Source organism: Corynebacterium sp. KPL4015 (assembly GCF_040225725.1).
Taxonomy (GTDB): Bacteria; Actinomycetota; Actinomycetes; order Mycobacteriales; family Mycobacteriaceae; genus Corynebacterium; species Corynebacterium rhinophilum.
This window is the reverse complement of the sequence record NZ_JBEHGF010000020.1, coordinates 14,157-37,958: the sequence shown is the minus strand read 5'-3', so window position 1 is coordinate 37,958 and position 23,802 is coordinate 14,157. Positions and strand designations below refer to the sequence as shown.

Below are 23,802 nucleotides of genomic sequence, written 5' to 3'. Positions count from 1 at the left end.
CCCTAACTCCACACAGCTGCACTAGCCGCGTCCTTCTCCTTTAGGGGAGATAGGGCGCGGCTTTGTGAGTTTTATGACAGTATATGTAAACGATTGCCCGTCATTTTTCGTTTGCGGGTTCTTGACCTGCGGTAAAGCGATGGCGCCTGCAAAAAAGACAACTATCCCCACTTAAGACCACTAAATTGGGCTTTTGTTTGTGTTGCCTCTCACTTATAATCCAATTGTGACGTAATAGCCAGTTGAGTACTGACTATTGTTTTGTCTTTATGCAAGGAGTATGAAGTGGCATCTGTGAAGGACACTTCCACACACATCATTGAAAGCCTAGGCGGCGCCGATAACATCACATCGCTGACGCACTGCGCGACGCGCCTGCGCTTTCAACTCGCTGATGTGGGGAAAGTAGATCAGGAAAAGCTGGAAAGTGATACGGCCGTTCTCGGATCCGTCACGCAGGGTTCGCATGGTTACCAAGTGGTCATGGGTGGCGGCGTGGCTAACTACTACGGCGAAATCATCAAAGACCCCGGGGTAAGTCCCGCTGATGAGGAATCCTCCTCATCAAAGAAAAACTACGACGGCGTGCGCGGAAAGTACGACTGGATCGACTATTGCTTCGAGTTCCTCTCTGATACCTTCCGCCCGATTCTGTGGGCGCTGCTTGGCGCCTCCCTCATTATCACGCTGCTGGTACTGGCAGATACCGTTGGCATTCAAGACTTCCGCGCGCCGATGGAGGAGCAGCCTGAGGGCTTCCGCTTGGCCCACGCGATGTTCCAATCGGTCTTCTACTTCTTGCCGGTGATGGTGGGTGCCACCGCCGCGCAGAAGCTGGGTGCGAATATGTGGGTCTCGGCAGCCATTCCTGCCGCGCTTCTGACACCGGAGTTTATGTCCCTGGGTGAACAGGGCGATACCGTGAATGTATTCGGCCTGCCGCTGGTGATTAACTCTTACGGCTCCCAGGTATTCCCCCCGATCTTGGCCGCTATCGGCCTGTTCTGGGTGGAAAAGGGCTTGAAGAAGATCATCCCGAGCGCCGTGCACATGGTCTTCGTGCCGTTCTTCTCCCTGCTCATCATGATTCCGGCAACGGCCTTCCTGCTCGGTCCATTCGGCATCGGCGTGGGCAACGGTATCTCTTGGGTACTGTTCCAAATTAATGATTTCTCGCCGTTCATCTTGGCCATTGTCATTCCGCTGCTGTACCCATTCCTGGTGCCCATGGGCCTGCACTGGCCGCTCAACGTGATCATGATTCAAAACATCACGACCTACGGCTACGACTTCATTCAGGGCCCCATGGGTGCGTGGAACTTTGCTTGCTTCGGCGTCACCGGCGCCGTGATGGTCATCTCCATGAGGGAAAAGAACAACTCCATGCGCCAGGTCTCCGTCGGTGCCTTTGCAGCCGGCATGCTCGGCGGTATTTCGGAGCCGTCTCTCTACGGCATATTGCTCCGCTTCCGCCGCACCTACTACCGCCTGCTGCCAGGTTGTGCCGTGGGTGGTGCAGTGATGGGGCTTTTCGATGTCCGCGCTAATGCCTTCGTCTTCACCTCCATCTTGACCACTCCAGCCATGTCCCCGGAGCTGGGCTACATCATCGGCATCGCCGTGGCATTCTTCACCTCCTTCTTCCTCACGCTGCTGTTTGGCTACCGCACTGCAGAGGAAAAGCAGGCCGATCTTGAACGCATCGCCCGAGAAAATAACGAGAGTGTCGAAGAGGTTGCTAGCCGCTCCGAGTCCCGCATCATCGGAGGATCCGATGATGAGTCCGATGGTTCTGAGAATCCACAGGCTGCGGGGGTTGCCTCCGCCACCGGGATCGCCACCAAGGAGGCGAAACAGGCAACCATCGCGCTGGACTCTCCTTTGGAGGGCGAGGCCGTGGACCTGTCTGAGGTGCCGGATCCCATCTTTGCCGGCGCCAAGCTTGGGCCGGGCGCTGCCGTGAAGCCAACTGGCAATACCGTCTACGCGCCTGCCGATGGCACCGTGCTCACCGTCCAAAAGTCCGGCCATGCGATCGGGCTTAACCTGGACAGCGGCGTACAGCTGCTCATCCACGTTGGCCTGGATACCGTGGAACTGGGCGGCGAGGGATTCGATGTTCATGTGGAAAAGAAGCAGCGCGTGTCCGCTGGCGATAAGCTCATCAGCTTTGACGCAGACTTCATCAAGTCCAAGAACTACAACCTGATTACCCCGGTCGTTGTTACTAACGCCAAGAAATTTGGTTCCGTGAGCGGCGCTACCGGCGCTGTCACCCCAAGCGATGAACTCTTGCAGGTTCATCCAAAGCCGGAAGAAGAACTCGAGTCCTAAAGGCACTCTTAAATTCCGCAGCAAGGAGCCCAGGCAGTCGTGCCGGGCTCCTTTTCGCGTACCCTGGTGTCTTATGAAGCTAATCGGATTAACCGGGGGAATCGGCAGCGGGAAATCTACGGTAGCGAAGCTGTGCGCCCAGCGCGGCTGGCGGGTGGTGGATGCAGATTGTATTGCCCGGGACATCGTCAAGCCTGGCCAACCGGCCTTGGCCGAGCTAGCGGAGAAATTCGGCGAGGACATCCTGCAGGAAGACGGCAGCCTCGACCGCAAGGAACTTGCCCGCCGCGCGTTCGTGGACAAGGAGCACACCGAGCTTCTCAATTCGATTACCCACCCGCGCATCCAAGAAGAGACCCAGCGGCGATTCGCCGCCGCGCGCGAAGAAGGCGTTGATTTTACGGTCTATGACATGCCGTTGCTGGTTGATAATGGGCTTGACGGGGATATGGATTTTGTCATCGTCGTTGACGTGGATCCAGAAGAGAGGGTGCGTCGCCTCGTGGAGTTCCGCGGACTCGATGAGGCAGACGCGCGCAAAAGGATTAACGCCCAGATTTCTGATGACAAGCGCCTTGCAGCAGCAAGCCATGTCATTGACAATAACGGCACGCAGGAACAATTGGCAGAGCGCGCGGCTGAGGTCTGCGATGAGATCGAAGCGGCGTCTTCTTAACCTTAACCTTTTTGGTAAGTAGCGTTAACGCATTTTCCTATTAACGTTTACTTTTGGCCCCTACACTATTTGAGCGTGGGAACTTGGGGCACTGGACCATTCGATAATCACGCGGCGCGAGACGTACTCGATAGCCTGCGGGATGGTTCTTTTGATCTCCGGCACTTTCAGCGCTCGTGCGGCACTGGAGTGCTCGATTCCGATGAAGCCGAAGCGGTCATCGCGTTAGGGGCGCTGACGAAGCTGCCTGCCGATGGCCTGCCAGACGGCGTAGCCTCGACGGATCTAGCGTCCCTGTACACGCCGCAATCTAAGGCGTGGCTGCGCCGGCGCATCAATCAAGCGATGTGCTCTGATTCCTCGTCGGTCTACGCGCTCTGGGAACCGACAGGGGAGCTCGACCAGTGGCTGCACACCGCTCAGGCCGCGCTGCCGTGAAATGGCTAGCAGGAGCGTCCAAGCAGTAGAATAGCGGGCATGGCTTTTGCTGCTGAACATCCCCTTATTCCAAATTCTGAACACCGCGTCGTCGGCGAGGTAGAACGTACCCCCGGCAAGTTTCAGGTCGTTTCTGATTATGAACCCGCAGGTGACCAGCCTGCGGCTATCGAGGAACTTAATGAGCGCCTCAACCGCGATGAGCGCGACGTTGTGCTCATGGGCGCAACCGGTACTGGTAAATCCGCGACGGCCGCGTGGCTGATTGAAAAGCAGCAGCGACCCACGCTCGTCATGGCGCCCAATAAGACCTTGGCCGCACAGCTGGCCAATGAGCTGCGCCAATTATTGCCCAATAACGCGGTGGAATACTTCGTCTCCTATTACGATTACTATCAGCCAGAAGCCTATATCGCGCAGACCGATACCTATATCGAAAAAGACTCCTCCATCAATGAGGACGTCGAGCGCCTGCGCCACTCGGCCACCTCTGGGCTGCTCTCGCGGCGCGATGTCGTGGTGGTCTCCTCGGTCTCGTGTATCTACGGCCTGGGCACTCCGCAATCCTATTTGGATCGCTCGGTGATTATCGCCGTCGACGAGGAGCTCGATAGGGACCGTTTCTTAAGGCTGTTAGTAGATATCCAATATGAGCGCAACGATGTGGGCTTTACCCGCGGTACCTTCCGCGTTAAGGGCGACACGGTCGATATCATTCCGGCGTATGAAGAGCGCGCGGTGCGCATTGAGTTCTTCGGTGATGATATTGACTCGCTGTACTATATCCACCCGGTGACAGGTGATGTTATCGAGCAGGTCGATGAAGTGCGCATTTTCCCCGCCACGCACTATGTGGCCGGCCCAGAACGCATGGAAAAGGCCGTGGCCGATATCAAGGAAGAATTGGCTGAGCGCCTAGAAGATCTAGAAAACCGGGGCAAACTCCTGGAAGCGCAGCGGCTGCGCATGCGCACGGAATATGACCTAGAGATGATCGAGCAAGTGGGATTTTGTTCCGGCATTGAGAACTACTCCCGCCACGTGGATGGCCGCCCGGCAGGGTCTGCGCCAGCAACGCTCTTGGACTATTTCCCGGAGGACTTTCTTACCATCATCGATGAGTCCCACGTGACCGTGCCGCAGATTGGTGGCATGTACGAAGGCGATATGTCGCGCAAGCGAAACCTGGTGGAATTCGGCTTCCGCCTTCCCTCCGCGGTGGACAACCGGCCACTGACCTTCGACGAGTTTGAGGAGCGCGTCGGCCAGACCGTCTACATGTCTGCTACGCCGGGTGATTTCGAAATGACCTCCTCCGGCGGCGAGTTTGTCGAGCAGGTCATTCGCCCGACCGGTCTGGTTGATCCTAAGGTGACGGTGAAGCCCACCAAGGGCCAGATCGACGACCTCATTGATGAGGTCCGTGGTCGCATTGCCTCTCAGGAGCGCGTATTGGTTACCACCTTGACCAAGCGCATGGCAGAAGACCTGACGGATTATCTCTTGGAGCAGGGGATTAAGGTCCGCTACCTGCACTCGGATATCGATACGCTGCAGCGCGTGGAACTCCTGCGTCAATTGCGCCAGGGTGAATTCGACGTGCTCGTGGGCATTAACCTATTGCGCGAGGGCTTGGACTTGCCCGAGGTCTCGCTCGTGGCCATCCTCGATGCGGATAAGGAGGGCTTCTTGCGCTCGACGACGTCGCTCATCCAGACCATTGGCCGCGCTGCGCGTAACGTATCGGGCGAGGTCATCATGTATGCGGATAAAATCACAGACTCGATGCAGGAAGCCATCGATGAAACTGAGCGCCGCCGCGAGAAGCAGATTGCCTATAACAAGGAACACGGCGTGGATCCGCAGCCTTTGCGCAAGAAGATCGCCGATATTTTGGATCAGGTCTACGAAAACAATGGGGAAGAGGTAGCCGAGTCGGATCCTTCGGCGGTGGTGGAAAAGCGCGATGTCTCCAGCATGGCTACCGATGAGGTTGAGGCTCTCATTAATGACCTGCAGGCACAGATGGGCGCTGCCGCGCGCGAGCTGAAATTCGAACTGGCCGGGCGGCTGCGCGATGAGATTGCGGATTTGAAGAAGGAATTGCGCGGCCTGAAAGACGCTGGAATCTAGCAGCACGCGCAGGGGCCCAATAACGCTTTCCCCCTAAAAGTGCGCACTCCTGCAACCTTGGGCTTATTGATTCAGCGTCCTGACTATACTGGGGGCGACTTAATAAGCCGGTTCAATGTGCCGACCTAGTTATTCACCAGCAAGGAGAATCATGCTTACGTATCACACCATCGCCGTCGGTACCGATGGCTCCGAAACTTCCCTGCGCGCAGTGCGTTCGGCGGCATCAATGGCACGGGCATATGACGCCAAGCTCATCATCGTCTCCGCAGCCTATAATCATTCAGGCTCCATGCTCGGTGCCCCCAGCGGGGAAGGATCCCGGCTACCGGTGGTCAGCGAGGAAATGGCGAATACTTACCTCACGAATGCGCAGCGGATTGCAGAGTCCGAAGGCGCGGAAAATATTGAGGTGGTCACCACCCCCGGTGACCCTGTCAACGCCTTAATTGAGGTTACGGAGAAATACGACGTTGAGCTCTTGGTCGTGGGCAATCGCGGCGTCAATTCCGTGCGCGGACGCGTTTTCGGTTCAGTGCCTACTGAACTTACCCATAAATCCAAGGTGGATGTCGTGGTGGTCAACACGAGTGAAAAACGTTAATCATTTTTCATTGTTACACTTGCAGTAACGCCAAGTTGGCACACTAGAATAGATAGGGTACACACCCACAAAGAAAGGTCATCATGAGCGACTACAGCACGATTGTTGTCGGTACTGACGGTTCCAAGTCCTCCCTCCTCGCCGTGGAGCGAGCAGCCAAGATTGCCGCTGCATTCGATGCCACGCTGATCGTCGGTTGTGCTTACTACGAGAATCAAGAGCAGGCCTCGAAGACCTTGCGCCAGGATTCCGTCACTATTCTCGGTGATGAGAAGGCTGAAGCTAACCTGCAGGCGGGTAGGGAAGAAGCGGAAAAGCACGGGGTTTCCAAGGTGGAAACCGCAGTCCGCCCTGGCACGCCGGTACAAGCCCTCATGTCCATTGTCAACGACAATGATGCAGACCTGCTCATCGTTGGTAACCGCGGTATTAATTCCCTGACCGGCCGTTTGCTTGGCTCGGTGCCGGCAGATGTGGCGCGCCAGTCCGACTGTGACGTCATGATCGTTCACACCGTCAACTAATCTAGGCTTCGCCTTACCCACCGCAGCGAGTCCTTTTCTGGAGTCGCGCGGTGGGTTTTGTGATCCTAACTGGCTAAATCACATCCCCAGTATCTCCTACCAGGGTCAGCGTCTGCGTGGCCCGAGTGATGCAGACGTATAAATTCTGCAGCCCCTGCGGGGAAGCATCAACAATCTCGCGCGGGTTAAGCACGATTACGTGGTCGAACTCGAGGCCCTTGACGGATTCGGCGTTCGTGGCGTCAATGATTGCGGTCAGGCGCCCATCGTCCTCGGTGGTGACGCCGGGGCTGAAGTCGGCATCGTCAAGCCGACGCACCGGCCCGCCATCGCGAATAGCAATGGCAGGGGTGGCATCCGGATTAATGGAGGCCAATAGGCCATTCGCAAGCTCGGTAATGGACTCAGGTGTGCGGTAGTTGACGGTAAGGAGGTGGTGGCGGAAGCGCTGGGCGATGAACGGCTCCAAGGTCTCGCCCCAGTCATCCACGCCGGCCGGGGAACCGGTCTGCGAGGTATCGCCCACCAGCGTCATCCACCGCGACGGGCAGCGGCGGAAGAGCATCCGCCATTCCATCGGGGTAAGTTCCTGCGCTTCGTCCACGATGATGTGGCCAAAGGCCCACGTGTGATCCTCCCGGGCACGCTGCGCGGTGGTGCGCGTATCCCGCACCTCCTGGCGCTGCGCTAGGGTTTCCGCGTCGATCACGTCGTGCGCCGAGAGAATTTCCGCCTCAAACATGTCATCGTCGTTATCGGTGGATTCAGAAGATGACAGGATATCCAACGCATCTTCTGCATCCGCGATCTGCTCGCGCCACTCGGCGTCTTTGGCCGTCTTCTTCTCCTCAGGACTGGGCAGCCCGATGAGGACGGCCAACTCATCCAATAGGGCAGCATCGGAATCGGTCCAACCGTAGCCATCTGCGCGGTACAAGGCGGCTTGGGTCTCCTCATCGTAGCCACGGGCAGCCGAGGCAATGAGCTCGCGGGACGACAATAATGCGGCGAGGACCTCAGAGGGATCAAGCTGGGGCCAAAAATCATCGATGCAGCTGACCACGGACTCATCAATGGCAAGATCGTCGTGGAATTGGTCCACATCCGCGCGGCTTAGGAGGTTTTCCCCGCCCAGGGGATCCGTGCCCACCTTGGTGGCCATCTCCTGGGCCAGGTCCTCTACGAAGTGCTCGATGAACGCCTCGCGCGCCTGGTTATGCGGCTTGCGTGAGCGGCGGGCGCGGGTGCGCGCCCTCTTCACCATGGACGGCGTGATGGTCAGGGTCAGGCCATCCACGGTGATGTCCCGAGCCTCATTCGGCACCTGCTGATAATCCTTGACTGCAGCGCTCAGGATTTCCGCCATGGCCTCGCTGCCTTTAATTTCGCGGCCCACAAGACCCTCGGTATGGGTGGGTGTAATGCCGGGGAATAGCCCACCGATGGTGGAGAGCACGACGCCGGTTTCACCGAGTTCTGGCAGGACGCGGGAAATATAGTCCAAAAAATTAGTATTGGGTCCAACGATGAGTACACCGGTGGAAGATAGCAGTTCGCGGTGGGTATAGAGCAGGTAGGCAACGCGGTGCAGCGCGACGGCAGTCTTGCCGGTGCCGGGACCGCCTTCTACCACCATCACGCCGCGGGTATTATCCCGGATGATTTCGTCCTGCTCGCGCTGAATGGTTTCCACGATGGATGTCATGTGTCCCGTGCGGGCGCGTTGCATGGCAAAGTACAGGGCGGATTCGCTTGCCACGCCTGCTTCTTCCTCGCGCACACCTGGGCCATCTAAGGCCTCGTCATTGACATCAGTGACCGTGCGCCCGGTCATGCGGATCTGGCGGCGCGTGTGCACACCCTCTGGCTGGGCCGTGGTGGCGAGGTAGAAGGGGCGAGCCATGGGCGCGCGCCAATCCAGCAGGAGGGTGCGATAGTTTTCTTCGCGCGCATCCAAACCCATGCGGCCGATATAGCGGCGGTCCAGTCCCTCATCAGTTGGGTTATCGCCGGGAGCATCGATATCGATACGGCCAAAAACGAGCCCCATTTGCGCCACGTTCAGGCGATCCAACTTGGCCTGGAGGCCGTGGTATTCCGTCTCGCGGCGCACTAGGGCATCGGCATCGGGGGTTGCAGGGTCGACCTCGGCCTGGACTTCGTTCAAGCGTGCATTAGCCGCGGCCACCTCATCATCGAGGCGGTCAAAAAGGCCATCGACATAGTTCTGCTCGGCTTCGATGCCGGAAATTCCAGCGTTATCCGCGCGGCGGGATGAAGATGCGTTAGCGGGAGAATGAGTGGCTGGAGAATTCTTCGGTGCAGAGTTCACAAGACTCCTCAGAATGAAACACGAAAATATGGGGTGGACACGCATCCGCGTGCCGTGTAGGGGAGGTTCGAGTTTAGACCTTGCCGTGACAAAGAACAACGGCCCAGCGTAAGGGCTGGGCCGTGTGCGAGGGATAAGGCGAATTACTTAGCGCGCTTTTCAATCTTCTTGATAGCGGCTTCGATCTTCTTATTAGCCTTCTTTTGCAGCTTATCTGCCTGCTTGGAAGCCTTCTTAGCAGCGCGCTTGGAGTCTGCCTTGTCGAGCTTCGATGCAGCATCATCGGCGCGCTTCTGTGCCTTGTTCGCGGCCTTGACGGCACCCTTGCGGGCGGTCTTAGCGTTGGACTCAGCGGACTTCAGCCAGTCCTTCTTGTTGTCATCAACGTAGGACTTGGCGCTATCTACGGAGTCCTCGATGAAGGACTTCGCGTTGTCCAAGAAGTCGCGGCCGGAATCCTGCCAGTCTTCCTTGTTGTCATCGACGTAGTCCTTGGCGTCATCGACATAGGACTTTGCGGTATCGAGAAGGCCGCGACCGGTGGACTGCCAGTCATCCTTGTTGTCATCCACATAGGCCTGCGCCTTCTGAGAGGTTTCATTGAACCAGTCGCCGGCCTTGTTGGACAGCTCGTTGGCGCGAGCGGAAAGCTCCTCGCGCTTTTCCTGGGACTCAGACTTGGTGGGCAGCGCCTGCTGAATCTTCTTATTCGTGCGCTCACCGGCCTTCTGCGCGCGCCAGCGCAGGGATGGCTTGCCCTCGGTGTCCTGGGTGGTGATAAAGAGTGCGCCGAGCAGGGCGGTGTTGGTAATGAAGCCGTTGCGACGGTCTTCCTTGTCCTTCTTATTATCTGCGGCCCAGAAGTTATTCTTGCCCACCAAGTTGGGCAGGGTAGCGGCAGCCAGCACGGCTGCGGAGGTGCGTGGTGCCTTGCCCAGAGCCAAGGTGGTACCTGCACCGATCTTTGCGCCGCCGAGGGCGCGGGTAGCTAGTTCCGGATCATTGGGAATCAGGTTCTTGTAACCGGAGGGGACGAACTTGCGCAGGGTCTTGAGGAAGCCTTCGGTTTCCTTGGTGTGCTCCGAGGCATTGCGCAGGTCGTCTACACCTTCCCATACAAATACCGATGCCAGCATGGGGTGGGCAAACTTGCGAATCATAGTCCTTTAAGCTCCTTAGCTCGTTGTTCTAGACCAATCGTGTGATTGACCATTATACGCTGAAATAGCCGCCTAGATCACCAACGGCGCTCCCACCAATCACCCAACTTGGGGCGTTCTTCCCCCAAGGTGGTGGGCTTGCCATGCCCCGGGCGGATGATGGCGTTATCTGGGAACTCCTCGAAGAGGCGCTTGGTGACGTCCTTATATAGCCGCACAAAGTCGCCTTCAGAGGTCGTTCGACCCAAGCCACCGGGGAATACGGAATCTCCCACAAAGAGGTTCGTGACACCGTTAACGGTGGCCACTAGCGCCACACCGCCGGGGGTATGGCCGCGCAGGATGATGATCGGCAATTTCATGCCGGCAAAGTCGATGGAATCGCCCTCGCGCAGCTCAACGTCCACGTCTTCCGGAATGGCGGGCGAATCAATAAAGGAGGCGTAGTGTTTTGCGTTGGTGGCCTCCAAAACCTCGCCGAGAGCCCGCACGTGATCCCAGTGGCGGTGCGTGGTGAGAACGGCGGTGATGTCAACGCCTGCCTCGCGCGCCATGTCGAGGATGGCGGGGGCGTTATCGGCGGCATCGACAAGCAAGCCTTGATCGCCGGCGGTGAGCAGGTAGCAGTTATTGTCCATCTCCGAAACGGAGATTTGATGAAGATGTAGCTCGTTAGTCATACGTTCCAGCTTACGGGTACATTCAAGGGGAGATTAAAATCTAGGATCTGGAGGCTGGAGCGCAGTGGCAGAACGATTGATTGTGCGAGGCGCACGGGAACACAATCTCAAGGGCGTGGATATCGATATTCCGCGCGATAAAATGGTGGTTTTTACTGGGCTTTCGGGCTCCGGTAAGTCCTCGCTGGCCTTCGATACCATCTTCGCGGAGGGCCAACGCCGCTACGTGGAATCGTTGAGCTCTTATGCCCGGATGTTTTTGGGCCAGATGGATAAACCCAACGTGGAATACATCGGTGGCTTATCGCCGGCGGTGTCCATCGATCAGAAATCCACGAACCACAACCCGCGCTCTACCGTGGGCACGATTACGGAAATTTACGATTACCTCCGCCTGCTCTTCTCACGCGCTGGCACTCCGCACTGCCCCAAGTGCGATGCCGTTATCGAGCGCCAGACGCCGCAGCAGATCGTTGATGCAGTACTGGAGCAGGAAGAAAAGCTGAAGTTCCAGGTGCTCGCCCCGGTAGCGCGCAAGCGCAAGGGCGAGTTTGTTGACCTTTTCCAAGATCTTTCGGCGCAGGGCTACTCCCGCGTGCGTGTGGATGGTGAGACCCACCAATTAAGCGATCCGCCGAAGCTGAAGAAGCAGGTTAAGCACACCATTGAGGTGGTAGTGGACCGGTTGCAGGTCAAAGCCTCCCAGAAGCAGCGCTTGACCGATTCCGTGGAAACGGCTTTGCGGCTTGCCGATGGCCTCGTCACCATCGAGTTCGTTGATAAAGAGGAACTCACGCATACCTATTCTGAAAAGGCGGCCTGCCCCAATGGCCATGCGCTGACCATCGAGGAGTACGAGCCGCGTGCGTTTTCCTTTAACGCGCCCTTTGGCTCCTGTCCGGTTTGTGATGGCTTGGGCACCAAGCTCGAAGTGGATGTAGACCTGCTCATTCCGGATCCGGACGCCCCTGCCGTCGATGCCGTGCAGCCGTGGCATTCCAGCCCGAACTCCCGGTACTTCGTGAAACTCGTGGAAGGTTTGGGCAAAGCCATGGGCTTTGATCCACAGACCCCGGTCAGCGAGCTGACGGCGGAGCAGCGCGATGCGTTGATTTACGGTACCGAAACCGAAGTGCGAGTGCGATATAAGAACCGTTATGGCCGCCAGCGCAATTGGACCGCGCCCTTTGAGGGCGCAGTAGGCTTCCTACACCGCAAATTGGATACCACGGATTCGCAGTCCCAAAAGGATCGCCTGCTGCAATACACCCGCCGGGTGCCGTGTAGCACGTGTAAGGGAACGCGCCTGAAGCCGGAAATCCTCGCCGTGCGCTTGGCGTCGACCTCGCATGGTGAGCAGTCCATCGCGGGGCTAAGCGCCCTGTCTATCGAGGATGCCTCAGAGTTTTTGGATTCGCTCGTCTTGGGGCACCGTGAGGAAATTATCGCGGGAGCGGTGCTGAAGGAAACCCAGGCCCGCTTGCGTTTCTTATTGGACGTGGGGCTTAATTACCTCACCCTGGACCGCGGTGCTTCGACCCTGTCCGGCGGCGAGGCCCAGCGCATTCGCCTAGCCACGCAGATTGGTTCCGGGCTGGCAGGCGTTTTGTACGTCTTGGACGAGCCGTCCATTGGTTTGCACCAGCGCGATAATCACCGCTTGATCTCAACTCTGCAGCGCCTGCGCGATATTGGCAATACGCTCATCGTGGTCGAACACGATGAAGACACCATCCGCTCGTCCGATTGGCTGGTGGATGTGGGCCCGCGCGCCGGTGAATACGGCGGAGAAGTGGTTTACCAAGGCGAGCCCGCCGGCGTGGAGAAGGTAGAGGAGTCCTTAACGGGGCAGTACCTGTCCGGTTCCAAGGTGCTGGCTGTTCCTGATCACCGCCGCGAGATTGATAAAGACCGCACCCTGAAGGTAGTCGGCGCACGGGAAAATAACCTCAAGGGAATTAATGTCGAGATTCCGCTCGGCGTGCTGGTGTGCATTACCGGTGTGTCCGGATCCGGCAAATCCACCGTGGTCAATGAGATCTTGGCAAAGACCTTGGCTAATAACCTCAACCGCGCCCGACAGGTTCCTGGGCGTGCCAAGCGTGTGGAGGGCATCGAGCACCTAGATAAGTTGGTGCAGGTGGATCAAAGCCCGATTGGCCGTACACCGCGTTCCAACCCGGCTACCTATACCGGCGTCTTTGATAAGATTCGCAATCTTTTTGCGGAGACCCAAGAGGCAAAGGTGCGCGGCTACAAGGCCGGGCGATTTTCCTTCAACGTCAAAGGTGGACGCTGCGAGGCCTGCCAGGGCGATGGCACCATCAAGATCGAGATGAACTTCCTGCCGGATGTCTATATCCCGTGTGAGGTCTGCGAGGGCGCGCGCTATAACCGCGAAACCCTGGAGGTCCACTACAAGGGCAAAAGCATCGCGGAAGTGCTGGATATGCCCATCTCAGAGGCAGCGGACTTCTTTGAGCCCATTACGTCCATCCACCGCTACTTGGCCACGCTTGTCGATGTCGGCTTGGGCTACGTCCGCCTCGGCCAAGCCGCCACCACGTTGTCCGGCGGTGAGGCCCAGCGCGTGAAGCTTGCCTCGGAGCTACAAAAGCGCACCAATGGCCGCACCATCTATATCCTGGATGAGCCGACAACCGGTCTGCACTTTGAGGATATTCGCCGGTTAATGCTGGTGATTCAAGGCTTGGTAGATAAGGGTAATTCCGTGCTTATCATTGAGCACAACCTCGATGTCATCAAGGCTGCAGACTGGATTGTGGATATGGGCCCAGAAGGTGGTGCCGGTGGCGGCACCGTGGTCGCGCAGGGTACTCCGGAAAAAGTCGCACAGGTAGAAGGTTCCTATACTGGCGGCTACCTCAAGGAAATGTTGCCCTAAAAACTAAGGAGATAGTTTCTGCGAAAAATTGTCCCCTTTCTAAAACATGGGCTAGTCTGTGAGGAATGAATCTACGGCGGAGAATGGGAGCGATACTCGCGACGGTATCGCTTGCTGCCGTGGCGGCGTGCTCGTCCCCCGAGCAGGCGGCGGATACGGCGGGGGAAGGGGCATCGGCAAGCGTGAGCGCTAAAGCCGATGCGGCGCTCACCAAAGATCTGGGGCGCGCCGTTGAGTCGTTGTCCAAGGACTATGACGCCCATGTCGGAGTGGCTATCTCCGCCGGCGAAGAAAAAATTTCTGCGGGAGACACAGGCGATGGACCGGCTTGGTCCACCATCAAAGTGCCCATTGCCATTACGGCGCTGCAAGACGGCGCCGATCCGTCCTTGGTGGATCTGGCCATCAAAGAATCCGATAATGATGCCGCGTACGCATTGTGGTCGCAGGTGCAGTGGGAAGAAGGCGTGGCCTCGGAGGCGGTGGAAAAGCTCTTGCGTGAGCACGACTCGAAGGCCTCCATTGAAGCTGACGCTTTTGGCTACTCCACCTGGCCATTGCAGGAGCAGGCGAATTTCGGCGCGCAATTGCCCTGCATCAAGGAAGCCGAATACGTCCATGAGGTATTAAATGACATTGTGGAATGGCAAAGCGTTGGCCTATCCAAACATGCAAGCACCCGGGCAAAGAGCGGCTGGGGGCTCGATGAAAATAGCGATGACTACACATTCCGCCAATTCGGCGTGCATGAAAAGGACGGCAAAAGGGTAGGAGTAGCCCTAAGCGTCATCGTCGAAGGCGAGGATTATGAAAGTGGCTCCGCCGCGATCGATGATCTTGCCGATGACGTCCTCAAGGTCATCGACAAAGCCATTGAGGATGGGAAACTAGAGCCCGATTCCACCTGCGAGGATGCCTAGTATTCTGCGGTTTGCTTTAAGTGGTAGCGGGCTGCTAGTGTCAGATCCACTACCGCCCAAGGTACCTTTTGCAGGAACCTGGGTCACAAGCGGAGATTCTCCCACCCGATGCCGCGGACTTAAAGTTCGTTGGATAACGGTAAAGGTAACCAGACGTCCGCGTCTGGCTCTGTGAGATCTCCCGGCTGTCTTTGGCAGACCGGGTTAGATTCGTTTGTGGTCCACGGTAGGTGAACTCATTACCCAAAACCCTAATCGAGGAGAACCACAATCAGCGCTGAAGCTCGCATTAATGAGCGTATCCGAGTACCCGAGGTCCGTCTTGTCGGCCCCGGTGGTGAACAGGTGGGTATCGTCCGCACCGATGATGCCCGCAAGCTTGCCTATGAAGCTGACCTGGATTTGGTCGAGGTAGCTCCTAAGGCTAAGCCCCCAGTTGCCAAAATCATGGACTACGGCAAGTTCAAGTATGAGCAGGCCCAAAAGGCTCGCGAATCTCGTAAGAACCAGCAGCAGACCGTGGTGAAGGAACAGAAGTTCCGTCCGAAGATCGACGATCACGATTATGAGACCAAGAAGAGTAACGTAGTTCGCTTCCTGGAAAAGGGATCCAAGGTCAAGGTGACCATCATGTTCCGCGGCCGCGAGCAATCGCGACCGGAGCTGGGTTTCCGGCTTTTGGAGCGGTTGGCCGATGACGTCGCTGAGGTTGGCGTAGTTGAGTCCCGCCCCAAGCAGGATGGTCGCAATATGACCATGGTTTTGGGTCCGGTTCGTAAGGGCAAAAAGTAAACCATATTCCACGTAGGATTTAAGGACTTATACTCATGAAGCAGAAGACCCACAAGGGCACCGCAAAGCGCATCAAGGTGACCGGTTCCGGCAAGCTGCGCCGCGAGCAGGCAAACCGCCGCCACTTGCTGGAGGGCAAGCCTTCCAAGCGCACCCGTCGCCTCAAGGGCACCGAGTCCGTCTCCCAGCCAGACACCAAGCGCGTCAAGCGCCTGCTCGGTCGCGCCTAAAAGCGCCCAATCAACCCACATCCATCATCTCAATCAGAATTTAAGGAAGTATTACTGTGGCACGAGTAAAGCGCTCAGTTAACGCAAAGAAGAAGCGTCGCGCGATCCTGAAGTCCGCCAAGGGCTACCGTGGCCAGCGTTCCCGCCTGTACCGTAAGGCCAAGGAACAGTGGCTGCACTCTATGACTTACGCTTACCGCGACCGTCGTGCGCGTAAGTCTGAGTTCCGAAAGCTGTGGATCCAGCGCATCAACGCTGCTGCCCGCATGAACGACATCACCTACAACCGCCTCATCCACGGCCTGCGCTTGGCTGAGATCGAGGTAGACCGCAAGATCCTCGCCGAGCTCGCCGTCAACGACTTCGAGGCTTTCTCCGCACTGTGCGAGACCGCCAAGGCTGCCCTGCCTGAGGACGTCAACGCACCGAAGGCTGCGTAAGCCTTCTCAGCTACATAGCTGCTTGCCCACTCCATCACCGGTTAATCCCCGGCGTGGGGTGGGTTTCGTGCTATCTCAACGCCTGATGCTCGCCAAAGTCGTGCACGCTGTGTGCTAGATTAATGAGTCTATAAAACCAGTATTCGCAAGGAGACCGCCAAGCTATGACGAGCCCGTATAACCGTGAGCAACCAGAAGGAAACTCTGGTTCCAACCAATTCCCTGGCCAGAATCAGCCGTATTACTCCCAGGATTTCCAATCCGGTGGTTATGCGCCGCAGGGCTATCCGCAGCAACAATATGTAGCTGCAGGTAACCAGAAGTCTTGGGTTGCTACCTTGCTCCTGTGCTTCTTCTTGGGCAGCGTCGGTGCGCATAACTTCTACACCGGCCGCACCACCTATGCCATTGTGCAGTTATCGCTCAATATCATCGGCTGGTTTACCTTCTGGTTCCTGTTGGGCATCCTCTTCTGGGCCGTGCTGGGAATCTGGGTACTCGTTGAGTTCTTCATGATTCTTCTTGGTGCGGGTGATTATGACAAGGACGCGCGCGGAGTTCCCCTTCAGAAATAATCGATTGCGCCAAGGCCCTGCCGGATTTCTGGCGGGGCTTTGTCATGTCTAAGGTGCGAAACGTGCCGTAATGGGGCCAAGGTAGGGTAGAGCCTATGAATTTAGACTTTGACTCCGCCTTTACCGAACGCACTCCGCGCATTGTTAACGCGGCGAAATTGCACCGCGCTGCTAACCGCAAGAAGGCGAAGCAGTTCATTATTGAGGGCGAAAATGCCGTGGACGCTGCGGTGTCTACGGGTGCGGCCACGGATGTATTCGTGACGGAAAAGGCCGCGGAACGCTTCGCGGACATCGTCACGGCCTGTGGGTATATGGATGTCTACGTCCACCCCATTACAGATAAGGCCGCAAAGCACCTGGCCGATACCGCGACAACTACGGGAATTTTTGCCCTGTGCAGTTCCTCGGTCTTGTGGTCCGCAGGAAAGATTCTCAATGGTAAACCGAATTTGATTTCGGTGCCGGTGCTTACCTCGGAGCCCGGGAACGCGGGGACGTTGATTAGGACTTCGGATGCGATGGGCGCTGATGGCGTCATTTTCGCTGGCGAGACCGTGGATCCCTTAGGTAGCAAGGTCGCCCGCGCTTCGGCCGGCTCCCTATTCCACGTCCCGGTCGCGCGCGATCCAAATATCAAAGACGTACTGGGGCAGCTGCGCCGGTCTGGCATGCAAATTGTCGCCACGGCCGCGGATGGGGAAGTAGAGCTTGCCGATGCCGACCTCACCCAACCCACCGCCTGGCTCTTTGGCAATGAAGCCCACGGACTGGGCGAGCTGCTTGAAGAGGCCGATATGCGGGTACGTATCCCGCTGCGGGGGCGCGCGGAGTCACTCAACCTTGCCACTGCGGCCAGCATTTGTTTGTACGAGTCCGCCAAGGCACAGGACCACGACTAGGCCGCATGCGCGCTTGGTCGCGGTAGAGAATGAAAAAGGGGTCCCTGGGGCTGTCCGTGTCCCGGTGACAGAGTAAGATTGCACGCGTTAGTTTTCGCGCGAGAAGAAGGTACGAAGTACGTGTCCGATACACCGCAGATCGAATTGACCGAACAGGCCCTCGGGGCCGCGGCCGATAAGGCTATCGCAGCCTTCGAAGCAGCAGAGACGCTAGAGGATCTCACCGCTGCCCGCCGCGAGCACTTAGGCGATAACGGGTATATCCCGCAAGCCCGCCAATCCCTCGGCCAAATCCCTAAGGATCAGCGCAAATCCGCCGGCAAGGCCGTGAATATGGCCCGCGGCAAGATGGAAAAGCGTTTTGCGCAGGTCAAGGAGGAATTGGAGCAGCAGGCGCGCGAGGCCCAGCTGAAGGCCGAAACCGTCGACGTGACGATTCCTACGACTCGAGCGCAAACAGGTGCACTGCACCCCATTACCTCCTTATCGGAGCGCATCGCCGATATTTTCGTTGGCATGGGGTGGGAAATCGCCGATGGTCCAGAAATCGAAGCAGAGTACTTTAACTTCGATGCCCTGAACTTCAAGCCGGATCACCCAGCGCGCACCCTGCAGGATACGTTCCACGTGGGCAAGGAAGGCTCCAAGCAGGTTCTGCGCACGCACACGTCGCCTGTTCAGGTGCGCACGATGCTCGAGCGCGATGTGCCCCTGTACATCGCCTGCCCGGGGCGCGTTTTCCGTACGGACGAGCTGGACGCTACTCACACCCCGGTATTCCACCAGGTGGAGGGCCTCGCCGTGGATAAGGGCCTGACCATGGCTCATCTGCGCGGAACGCTCGAGCACTTGGCCAAGGTGCTCTTCGGCCCCGAAACCACGACGCGCATGCGCGTTAATTATTTCCCCTTTACGGAGCCTTCTGCGGAGGTAGATGTCTGGTTCCCCAATAAAAAGGGCGGCGCCGGCTGGATCGAATGGGGCGGTTGCGGAATGGTCAATCCCAACGTGCTGCGCGCGGTAGGTGTTGATCCGGAAGAATATACGGGTTTTGCCTTCGGCATGGGCCTAGAGCGCACCCTGCAATTCCGCAATGGACTGACCGATATGCGCGACATGGTTGAAGGCGATGTCCGATTCACCCTGCCCTTTGGCGTACAGGCTTAAAACCCAGAAAGGATAGATACATCATGCTTATTTCCCAAGACTGGGTTACCCGTATCCTTGGCGCTTCCAATCCGAACTGGAGCGTGTCTGCTGCCGATATGGATTCCGGTTTCGTCCGTGTGGGCTTTGAAACCGAAGGATATGAGCCTATCCCTGAGACTACTGGCCCGTTGGTCATTGGCCAGGTTGTAGAAATTGAGGAGCTCACGCAGTTTAAAAAGCCCATTCGGTACTGCCAGGTCAACGTCGGTCAGGCCAATGGTACCGGTGAATTGCAGGGCATTATCTGCGGTGCCCGTAACTTCCGCTTGCACGACTACGTCGTAGTGTCCCTGCCGGGCGCAGAGTTGCCCGGTGGCTTCAAAATCGCTGCGCGCGAAACTTATGATCACATCTCCAACGGCATGATGTGCTCCGCTGCGGAGCTGGGCTTTGGCGCGCAGGCAAACGGCATCATCGTGCTCGGTGATGAGGTCGCGGACATGGTGGGCGAAGATGCCCGTCCAGTCATCGGCCTGTCCGATACTGATTTTGACGTCAATATCACCCCAGACCGCGGCTACGCACTATCAACGCGTGGCTTAAGCCGCGAAATCGCCTCCGCCTTTGATCTGGAGTTTAAGGACGTCGCCGACGATCCAGCGGTCGCCGGAATCGATACCTCTGCTGTTCCAGCGGCCGAAGGATCGCTTCTCAATATCGATCTGCGCGAGGAAACCAAGGCGCAGCGATTTGGCGTGCGCAAGGTAAGCGGCATCGATCCGCAGGCACGCACTCCTTTTTGGATGGAACGCGAACTCATGCTGTCCGGCCAGCGCAGCGTCAATGTGGCAACGGATGTGACCAACTACGTCATGTTGCTGTTGGGCGCCCCGATGCATGCCTTCGATGCCAATGAAATCGCGGGTGACCTTACGGTTCGCAATGCACAAGAAGGCGAAAAGTTCGAGACTCTCGATCACGTCACTCGCGAACTCGCTGGTGAGGACGTGGTCATCTGTGATGACAACGGCATTCAATCCCTAGCCGGTGTTATGGGCGGTACGAGTTCAGAGATTTCTGACCAGACCACCGATGTCTACTTCGAGTCCGCAATCTGGGATCCCATTACCGTGGCCCGCACTTCTCGCCGGCACAAGCTTTCTTCTGAGGCATCGCGCCGGTTTGAGCGCGGCGTCGATCCGGCTATCGTCGAGGTGGCCCTCGACATAGCGTGTGCATTGTTGCACTCCATTGCGGGCGGAACGATTGAAAAGGGTCGCACCCTCGTTGGTGAGGTAACTCAGCCACAGGCCATCCGTTTGCGTGCGGAAAAGCCGAGCGAATACGCCGGCGTGGAGTACTCCCGCGAGACCGTTATCTCCCGTCTAGAAGAGGTCGGTTGCTCCGTCGAAGCAGAATCGGATTCGGTACTTAAAGTCACGCCCGCGACCTGGCGCACCGATATTTCCATGGACGTTGACCTCATCGAGGAGGTCTTACGCCTTGAAGGCTTGGAAGATATCCCCACCGTTCTGCCCACGCCGGCAGGCGGTCGCGGTTTGACCCCAGCGCAAAAGCGCCGCCGCGCCATCGGCCACGGTTTGGCATATGCGGGCTATGCCGAGGTTTTGCCCACGCCGTTTATCGCGAACGACACCTTTGATGTGTGGGGCCTTGGCTCTGACGATGCCCGCCGCAATACCGTGGCAGTGCAGAACCCGTTGGAGTCTGACAAAGCCATCTTGGCCACGACCTTGCTTCCCGCAACGCTTGAGGCTTTGGGCCGCAACGTAGCTCGCGGCCGCAAGGACCTGGCGCTCTATGGCCTCCAGCAGGTGGCATTCAAGCGCGCAGAATCGTCTCCTATGCCCTCCGTGGCCCAGCGCCCTGGCGATGAAGTTGTGGAAGAACTCCTGCGCACGCTTCCGGAGCAGCCCTTGCACGTGGCAACCGTCGCTACGGGCAAGATGGAACACGAGGGCCCGTGGGGCGAAGGCCGAGATTACACCTATGCGGATGCCATTGAATCCGCACGTCTGGTTGCCCGCGCCGCGGGCCTTGATATCGAGGTCGAGGCCGCGCAACACCTGCCGTGGCACCCAGGCCGGTGTGCCGCAATCAAGGTGGCAGGAACAGATGACATCGTGGGCTACGCCGGCGAATTGCACCCCCAGGTTCTTGAGGCGCTCAGCTTGCCGCCGCGCACGTGCGCGATGGAGCTTAATATCACGGCCTTGCCGCTGACTGAACGCTTCCCGGCGCCGGTATTGTCGGCATTCCCAGCCTTACACCAAGACATCGCACTGGTGGTGGATGAAGATATCCCAGCGGAAAAGGTGCGCGCCACGGTGGAAGAGGGAGCCGGCGATCTCATCGAGTCGGTCGACCTCTTCGATATTTTCCGCGGTGAGCAATTGGGCGAAGGCAAGAAGTCCTTGGCCTTCCAGCTGCAATTCCGCGCTGCGGACCGTACCTTGACCGATGAGGAGGTCAACGAGCACCGCACGACGGCCGCCGAATTGGCCAAGCAGCGATTCGGCGCAGAAATGCGAGCATAGGGCAGACCCAGTAGTCCAGTCCTTTCCATTAAAAGGCGAAGATCCTGAGTCCGGTGGCGCATAGGTCACTTGGGCACTGGGTCTTCGCCGTTCTGCGTTTTCATGCAACGTACTAATTACTTTCATGCCCTTTGACCTTGGAAAAGTAACCCAATTCACTGAATAACATACAGTAGAGCGTATTTCTTGCTATAGTTTCCGGTATGACGATTTCAGTAGCAGTGGCAGGGGCCACTGGGTACGCCGGTGGAGAGATTCTGCGCCTGCTGCTATCCCACCCTGCCTATCATTCCGGTGACCTGCGTATTGGTTCCTTGACGGGAAATTCCCAAGTAGGCCAGCGCGTCGCAGAAATTATGCCGCATCTCCCGCAACTGGCAGATCGCGTCATTGCTGACACCACGCCCGAAGAACTTGTAGGACACGACGTCGTCTTCTTGGGCTTGCCGCATGGACACTCGTCGCGGCTCGCGGAGCAATTGGGAGATGAGGTCACGATCATCGATTGCGCCGCCGACTTTCGGCTCCGTAAGGAAAGCGATTGGAAAGCCTATTACGGCGGGAACTATGCGGGGCAGTGGCCGTACGGCATCCCGGAAATCCCGGAAAACAGGTCAAACCTTAAAGGCACAAACCGGGTAGCCGTGCCCGGATGTTTCCCCACGGCCATTACCTTGGGGGCACTGCCCGCTATTGCGCGAGGGCTAGTGGAATCCACCCTTTCCGTGATTGCTGTTACCGGCGTCTCCGGAGCGGGAAAGAAGGCTTCCGTCGCGCAATTGGGCGCAGAGACCATGGGAAACGTCAAGGCCTATAAACCAGGCGGCACCCATCGGCATACCCCGGAAATCGTGCAGAACCTGCAACCGTTTTCCCACGATGAGGTGTCCGTGAGTTTTACCCCGGTGCTTGCGCCCATGCCCCGTGGGATTCTGGCGACGATTACGGCGGAGTTGAAAGGGGGTATCGGCAAGCAGCAGGTGCGCACCGCATTCGAGGAATTCTATGCCGATGAACCTTTCTGCCTCGTGCTGCCAGAAGGCCAGCAACCGGAAACCCAGAACGTGGTGGGCACAAACATGGTGCATATCCAAGCCCATGTTGATGAAAATTCCCACCGCCTCATCATCACCGCGGCGCTAGACAATTTGTGCAAGGGTACCGCCGGTGCCGCCGTGCAATGTATGAACCTTGCGCTGGGATGGACAGAAACTTTGGGATTGCCCCAAGCCGCAGTCGCCCCGTAGGGCTGCGCATTACTTAGAGGAGAATTTGATGACTACACCAGGAATCACAGGACCCGCCGGATTTAGCGCCGGCGCGGTAAAGGCCGGAATCAAGCCCTCCGGAAAAGCGGATTTGGCTTTGCTTGTAAACGAGGGCCCTCGCTCGGACGCGGCGGCGGTGTTCACGCGCAACCGCGTGGTGGCTTCCCCCGTTAAGGTCTCCCGCGAGGCCGTAGCGGATGGCCAGTTGCGTGCCGTAGTCATCAACTCCGGCAATGCCAATGCGTGCAATGGCGCGCAAGGCGATGCCGATGCGCGCGCCATGGTGGACGCCTTATCTCATAGCACGGACATCGCCGTGAAGGATATTGCCATTTGTTCTACCGGGCTCATCGGTGAGCCGCTACCTATGGACAATGCGCTTGCAGGCATCGCGGATGTCATAAACCACGTGGGTACGACTCCACAGCACGGCAATGACGCCGCCACAGCCATTATGACCACGGACACCGTTCCCAAGGAATCCGGTTTTGCTGGCGATGGGTGGTCTGTGGGCGCTATGGGCAAGGGCGTTGGCATGATGGCGCCTTCGCTGGCCACGATGTTGGTGTGCATTACTACTGATGCCGTCGCTGACGCGGCGATCCTGCGAAGCTCGCTGGAAAAGGCCTGCGCACAGACTTTTAATACCTTGGATGTGGACGGTTCAACCTCTACCAATGACACCGTGATCGTCATGGCTTCTGGGGCCTCCGGCGTGCAGCCCAGCGAAGAGGAGTTGGACCAGGCAATCCTAGAGGTCTGCGCGGATATTGCGGATCAGCTTCAAGCCGATGCTGAGGGAGTGACAAAGCGCGTCAAGATCACCGTCGAAGGCACGGGCTCTGATGAGCAGGCGCTCAATGCCGCTCGCACCCTGGGCCGGGATAATTTATTCAAGTGCGCCATGTTTGGCTCCGATCCCAACTGGGGCAGGGTACTGGCCGCCGTCGGCATGGCAGATGCAGACATGGACCCCGACAATATCTCCGTCTACTTCAATGACCAGCCGGTATGCGTGCACTCGACGGGCGCGTCCGGAGCCCGCGATGTGGACTTGAGCGGGGCGGATATCGATGTCCGCGTGGATCTCGGCACCGGCGGTCAGGGCACAGCGTTCGTCCGCACCACGGACTTGTCCTACTCCTACGTTGAGATTAACTCGGCGTATAGCTCCTAGGAGGA

The 23,802-nt window shown here is 57.8% G+C and carries 20 protein-coding genes; 17 read left to right on the top strand and 3 right to left on the bottom strand.

What is annotated here, in order from left to right:
• Nucleotides 1-285: 285 nt before the first annotated feature.
• The 6 genes from ABRP64_RS08355 to ABRP64_RS08330 all read left to right on the top strand — a co-directional run bounded on the left by ABRP64_RS08355 (nt 286) and on the right by ABRP64_RS08330 (nt 6,709).
• On the top strand, nt 286-2,334 hold the full coding sequence (locus tag ABRP64_RS08355; RefSeq protein WP_349866105.1) for a glucose PTS transporter subunit IIA: 2,049 nt from the start codon (nt 286-288) through the stop codon (nt 2,332-2,334).
• Between the two features lie 73 nt (nt 2,335-2,407).
• Nucleotides 2,408-3,010, top strand: coding sequence for a dephospho-CoA kinase (coaE, locus tag ABRP64_RS08350; protein ID WP_284851541.1), 603 nt, complete (start codon nt 2,408-2,410; stop codon nt 3,008-3,010).
• Nucleotides 3,011-3,085: 75 nt separating this feature from the next.
• The gene (locus tag ABRP64_RS08345) at nt 3,086-3,448 is read left to right on the top strand and encodes a DUF4259 domain-containing protein (protein WP_284851540.1); all 363 of its coding nucleotides are present in this window, start codon (nt 3,086-3,088) and stop codon (nt 3,446-3,448) included.
• Between the two features lie 39 nt (nt 3,449-3,487).
• A complete protein-coding gene (gene uvrB / locus ABRP64_RS08340; RefSeq protein WP_284782998.1) occupies nt 3,488-5,581 on the top strand; it encodes an excinuclease ABC subunit UvrB in 2,094 nt (697 codons plus the stop codon).
• A 151-nt stretch (nt 5,582-5,732) separates the two neighbouring features.
• Nucleotides 5,733-6,185, top strand: coding sequence for a universal stress protein (locus tag ABRP64_RS08335; RefSeq protein WP_023026527.1), 453 nt, complete (start codon nt 5,733-5,735; stop codon nt 6,183-6,185).
• Between the two features lie 83 nt (nt 6,186-6,268).
• Nucleotides 6,269-6,709: a universal stress protein gene (locus ABRP64_RS08330; protein ID WP_023026529.1), complete on the top strand. Its 441-nt coding sequence runs from the start codon at nt 6,269-6,271 to the stop codon at nt 6,707-6,709.
• A gap of 73 nt (nt 6,710-6,782) precedes the next feature.
• On the opposite strand, the gene ABRP64_RS08325 is transcribed toward ABRP64_RS08330, so the two are convergent.
• The 3 genes from ABRP64_RS08325 to ABRP64_RS08315 all read right to left on the bottom strand — a co-directional run bounded on the left by ABRP64_RS08325 (nt 6,783) and on the right by ABRP64_RS08315 (nt 10,881).
• On the bottom strand, nt 6,783-9,086 hold the full coding sequence (locus tag ABRP64_RS08325; protein WP_502880523.1) for a HelD family protein: 2,304 nt from the start codon (nt 9,084-9,086) through the stop codon (nt 6,783-6,785).
• A 98-nt stretch (nt 9,087-9,184) separates the two neighbouring features.
• Nucleotides 9,185-10,201, bottom strand: a complete 1,017-nt coding sequence (locus ABRP64_RS08320; RefSeq protein WP_349866100.1) for a DoxX family protein — start codon at nt 10,199-10,201, stop codon at nt 9,185-9,187.
• 77 nt (nt 10,202-10,278) lie between these two features.
• Nucleotides 10,279-10,881: an MBL fold metallo-hydrolase gene (locus ABRP64_RS08315; RefSeq protein ID WP_349866099.1), complete on the bottom strand. Its 603-nt coding sequence runs from the start codon at nt 10,879-10,881 to the stop codon at nt 10,279-10,281.
• 64 nt (nt 10,882-10,945) lie between these two features.
• Between ABRP64_RS08315 and uvrA the strand changes: the two genes are divergently transcribed.
• From uvrA to argJ, 11 genes are all read left to right on the top strand, one after another.
• A complete protein-coding gene (gene uvrA, locus ABRP64_RS08310; RefSeq protein ID WP_349866097.1) occupies nt 10,946-13,786 on the top strand; it encodes an excinuclease ABC subunit UvrA in 2,841 nt (946 codons plus the stop codon).
• Between the two features lie 83 nt (nt 13,787-13,869).
• Nucleotides 13,870-14,706: a serine hydrolase gene (locus tag ABRP64_RS08305; protein ID WP_349866095.1), complete on the top strand. Its 837-nt coding sequence runs from the start codon at nt 13,870-13,872 to the stop codon at nt 14,704-14,706.
• Nucleotides 14,707-14,976: 270 nt separating this feature from the next.
• Entirely contained in the window at nt 14,977-15,498 is a 522-nt protein-coding gene (gene infC, locus ABRP64_RS08300; RefSeq protein WP_081443661.1) for a translation initiation factor IF-3, read from the top strand.
• Nucleotides 15,499-15,533: 35 nt separating this feature from the next.
• Nucleotides 15,534-15,728 (top strand): 50S ribosomal protein L35, encoded by a 195-nt coding sequence (gene rpmI, locus ABRP64_RS08295; RefSeq protein ID WP_239269865.1) that lies wholly within the window; start codon nt 15,534-15,536, stop codon nt 15,726-15,728.
• A 56-nt stretch (nt 15,729-15,784) separates the two neighbouring features.
• Nucleotides 15,785-16,168 carry a 50S ribosomal protein L20 gene (gene rplT, locus ABRP64_RS08290; RefSeq protein WP_023017886.1) on the top strand — a complete coding sequence of 128 codons (384 nt, stop codon included), beginning with the start codon at nt 15,785-15,787 and terminating at the stop codon, nt 16,166-16,168.
• Nucleotides 16,169-16,332: 164 nt separating this feature from the next.
• Nucleotides 16,333-16,743: a TM2 domain-containing protein gene (locus ABRP64_RS08285; RefSeq protein WP_284850233.1), complete on the top strand. Its 411-nt coding sequence runs from the start codon at nt 16,333-16,335 to the stop codon at nt 16,741-16,743.
• 95 nt (nt 16,744-16,838) lie between these two features.
• Nucleotides 16,839-17,645 (top strand): TrmH family RNA methyltransferase, encoded by an 807-nt coding sequence (locus ABRP64_RS08280; protein WP_284850232.1) that lies wholly within the window; start codon nt 16,839-16,841, stop codon nt 17,643-17,645.
• Nucleotides 17,646-17,765: 120 nt separating this feature from the next.
• Nucleotides 17,766-18,812: a phenylalanine--tRNA ligase subunit alpha gene (gene pheS / locus ABRP64_RS08275; RefSeq protein WP_284770492.1), complete on the top strand. Its 1,047-nt coding sequence runs from the start codon at nt 17,766-17,768 to the stop codon at nt 18,810-18,812.
• A gap of 23 nt (nt 18,813-18,835) precedes the next feature.
• Nucleotides 18,836-21,352 carry a phenylalanine--tRNA ligase subunit beta gene (gene pheT / locus ABRP64_RS08270; RefSeq protein ID WP_349866093.1) on the top strand — a complete coding sequence of 839 codons (2,517 nt, stop codon included), beginning with the start codon at nt 18,836-18,838 and terminating at the stop codon, nt 21,350-21,352.
• Between the two features lie 203 nt (nt 21,353-21,555).
• Nucleotides 21,556-22,599: an N-acetyl-gamma-glutamyl-phosphate reductase gene (argC, locus tag ABRP64_RS08265; RefSeq protein WP_349866091.1), complete on the top strand. Its 1,044-nt coding sequence runs from the start codon at nt 21,556-21,558 to the stop codon at nt 22,597-22,599.
• Nucleotides 22,600-22,627: 28 nt separating this feature from the next.
• Nucleotides 22,628-23,797 (top strand): bifunctional glutamate N-acetyltransferase/amino-acid acetyltransferase ArgJ, encoded by a 1,170-nt coding sequence (argJ, locus tag ABRP64_RS08260; protein WP_296090308.1) that lies wholly within the window; start codon nt 22,628-22,630, stop codon nt 23,795-23,797.
• Nucleotides 23,798-23,802 lie beyond the last annotated feature (5 nt).

What these genes read in the sequence shown, in the direction of transcription:
- uvrB (WP_284782998.1), top strand. Translation starts at nt 3,488, where the DNA reads ATGGCTTTTGCTGCTGAACATCCCCTTATTCCAAATTCTGAACACCGC.
- ABRP64_RS08320 (WP_349866100.1), bottom strand. Translation starts at nt 10,201, where the DNA reads ATGATTCGCAAGTTTGCCCACCCCATGCTGGCATCGGTATTTGTATGG.
- rpmI (WP_239269865.1), top strand. Translation starts at nt 15,534, where the DNA reads ATGAAGCAGAAGACCCACAAGGGCACCGCAAAGCGCATCAAGGTGACC.
- argJ (WP_296090308.1), top strand. Translation starts at nt 22,628, where the DNA reads ATGACTACACCAGGAATCACAGGACCCGCCGGATTTAGCGCCGGCGCG.
- argC (WP_349866091.1), top strand. Translation starts at nt 21,556, where the DNA reads ATGACGATTTCAGTAGCAGTGGCAGGGGCCACTGGGTACGCCGGTGGA.
- ABRP64_RS08335 (WP_023026527.1), top strand. Translation starts at nt 5,733, where the DNA reads ATGCTTACGTATCACACCATCGCCGTCGGTACCGATGGCTCCGAAACT.
- coaE (WP_284851541.1), top strand. Translation starts at nt 2,408, where the DNA reads ATGAAGCTAATCGGATTAACCGGGGGAATCGGCAGCGGGAAATCTACG.
- ABRP64_RS08315 (WP_349866099.1), bottom strand. Translation starts at nt 10,881, where the DNA reads ATGACTAACGAGCTACATCTTCATCAAATCTCCGTTTCGGAGATGGAC.
- pheT (WP_349866093.1), top strand. Translation starts at nt 18,836, where the DNA reads ATGCTTATTTCCCAAGACTGGGTTACCCGTATCCTTGGCGCTTCCAAT.
- ABRP64_RS08330 (WP_023026529.1), top strand. Translation starts at nt 6,269, where the DNA reads ATGAGCGACTACAGCACGATTGTTGTCGGTACTGACGGTTCCAAGTCC.
- ABRP64_RS08305 (WP_349866095.1), top strand. Translation starts at nt 13,870, where the DNA reads ATGGGAGCGATACTCGCGACGGTATCGCTTGCTGCCGTGGCGGCGTGC.
- ABRP64_RS08285 (WP_284850233.1), top strand. Translation starts at nt 16,333, where the DNA reads ATGACGAGCCCGTATAACCGTGAGCAACCAGAAGGAAACTCTGGTTCC.
- ABRP64_RS08280 (WP_284850232.1), top strand. Translation starts at nt 16,839, where the DNA reads ATGAATTTAGACTTTGACTCCGCCTTTACCGAACGCACTCCGCGCATT.
- ABRP64_RS08325 (WP_502880523.1), bottom strand. Translation starts at nt 9,086, where the DNA reads ATGCGTGTCCACCCCATATTTTCGTGTTTCATTCTGAGGAGTCTTGTG.